The sequence below is a fragment of the Taklimakanibacter lacteus genome (assembly GCA_003576695.1).
GTDB lineage: Bacteria > Pseudomonadota > Alphaproteobacteria > Rhizobiales > Aestuariivirgaceae > Taklimakanibacter > Taklimakanibacter lacteus.
In genome coordinates this window covers 1-1422 of record QOZQ01000024.1, presented here as the reverse complement: position 1 = coordinate 1422, position 1422 = coordinate 1, and the positions used below count along the sequence as shown (strand labels likewise).

At 52.0% G+C, this 1422-nt stretch carries 3 protein-coding genes; all 3 read left to right on the top strand.

The genetic code is table 11. The features are described 5' to 3' along the window. Positions 1 to 280: 280 nt before the first annotated feature. Genes DT068_RS27855 through DT068_RS28480 form a run of 3 tightly spaced genes read left to right on the top strand, consistent with a single transcriptional unit; the run spans position 281 to position 1346 of the window. Positions 281 to 976 carry a hypothetical protein gene (locus DT068_RS27855; RefSeq protein WP_119393178.1) on the top strand — a complete coding sequence of 232 codons (696 nt, stop codon included), beginning with the start codon at positions 281 to 283 and terminating at the stop codon, positions 974 to 976. Positions 977 to 1001: 25 nt separating this feature from the next. After that, positions 1002 to 1199: a hypothetical protein gene (locus tag DT068_RS27850; protein WP_119393177.1), complete on the top strand. Its 198-nt coding sequence runs from the start codon at positions 1002 to 1004 to the stop codon at positions 1197 to 1199. A gap of 24 nt (positions 1200 to 1223) precedes the next feature. Beyond that, the gene (locus tag DT068_RS28480) at positions 1224 to 1346 is read left to right on the top strand and encodes a hypothetical protein (protein ID WP_368905334.1); all 123 of its coding nucleotides are present in this window, start codon (positions 1224 to 1226) and stop codon (positions 1344 to 1346) included. The last annotated feature ends 76 nt before the right edge of the window (positions 1347 to 1422 follow it).

The following is a 1422-nucleotide window of genomic DNA, read 5'->3' as shown; positions in this document are numbered from 1 at the left end:
AATATCAAGACCAATGGTGGTAATCTTCGTCATGGTGGATGGCTCCTCAGATGGATCTTACAACGGACCCATCTTGGCACATCAGATGCCGCTGGCGGGCGCCGTCCACCACATCACCAAAGTCCGATAGTTTTGTGCACTGTCACCGAAACCCCTAGTCTAGAAGGCGCTCCCGTTTACCCACTGTAATACGTATGAAAGGACGGGGCTTTTCTTTCCCCAGGGACATGGCAGACTGCCCCTCCATAGCGACAAGCAAGGGGACGATGCATTGTTCGGTATGCTGGACTACAGAGCCCACAAGCTCTATTGGCTGCTACTTGTCCCTCTTGCTCTAGCTGCGATTGCGCTTTCCTTCTTACTGCTGTTCGCAGTTTTCGTTTATGCCCGCACGTTCAGTTACCCAACAATAGTTCAGTTCGGAATTGCTGTGGCTCTCTTCGAACTCGGAATGATAGCGCTGCAAATCCTCTTCGCGATCCTGTCGTGGGCAGTCCGGAAGATATTCTTTTTCGTAGTGGACGTTGAACCAGCCGAAGGACGCAACAAGATAGAGGCGGAGGCCGTGTTAGTCGGCGGCAATGTCGTTCGATACATCATGAAACTTAAGTATCAGCCAAGGCGATTCGACGATGATGACGAAGCAGCTCTCATCAGGGCTTCGAAGAAGTCACAGGGTGGGATAGTAAGAGCCCTCAGGTTCTTCAGTGGTGGCGAGGGTTCAACGCTATTCACATCCACCCCCCGTCATCGAATAGAGGCCATTGTCGACGAAGTTCGAACAAGGGAGCATGACCGCACCTCCGTCGCTAGATTCATAGACAGTGAGGCTGAGTTATACCTGCGCCAGCGAGGCATGTGGCCATCAGGACTTGAACAGTTCTTAATGTCACAATGGGGTCGCTATCTCGTCTATCGCTACTCTTTCCTGATCTTGTTCTTTGCAGTTGGCGCACTTTTCCCTAAGTTAATGTGAAATTGGCTGAGAACAAAGCAACGCGATGACAAAAGCAATCTTCATCCTTGTGTTCTCGATTACCAGCGGTGGCAGCACCATCGAAGGACAAGTCGAGCAGTCTTTCGCGACCAGGAAAGAATGTATGGCCGAGCGAGAAAAGTTGCTCGAAGCCCACCGCAAAACTTTCTCGCAAGGTGCTGGCGACAGCATTATGGCTCGTTGCAAGCAAGTGAAGCAATAAATACCGACTTATAGGGACACGGTGATGATCTCAGATCGCCCCCATGACCGTGCGGTCGAGGTCACCATCGTTACGCCGGATGGTGCGGATTTCGGGATTTCGGGGATTTCGGTGATGTGGTGGACGGCGCCCGCCAGCGGCATCTGATGTGCCAAGATGGGTCCGTTGTAAGATCCATCTGAGGAGCCATCCACCATGACGAAGATTACCACCATTGGTCTTG

Coding starts and splice junctions, on each gene's coding strand:
- DT068_RS27855 (WP_119393178.1), top strand. CDS start 281: ATGCTGGACTACAGAGCCCACAAGCTCTATTGGCTGCTACTTGTCCCT.
- DT068_RS27850 (WP_119393177.1), top strand. CDS start 1,002: ATGACAAAAGCAATCTTCATCCTTGTGTTCTCGATTACCAGCGGTGGC.
- DT068_RS28480 (WP_368905334.1), top strand. CDS start 1,224: ATGATCTCAGATCGCCCCCATGACCGTGCGGTCGAGGTCACCATCGTT.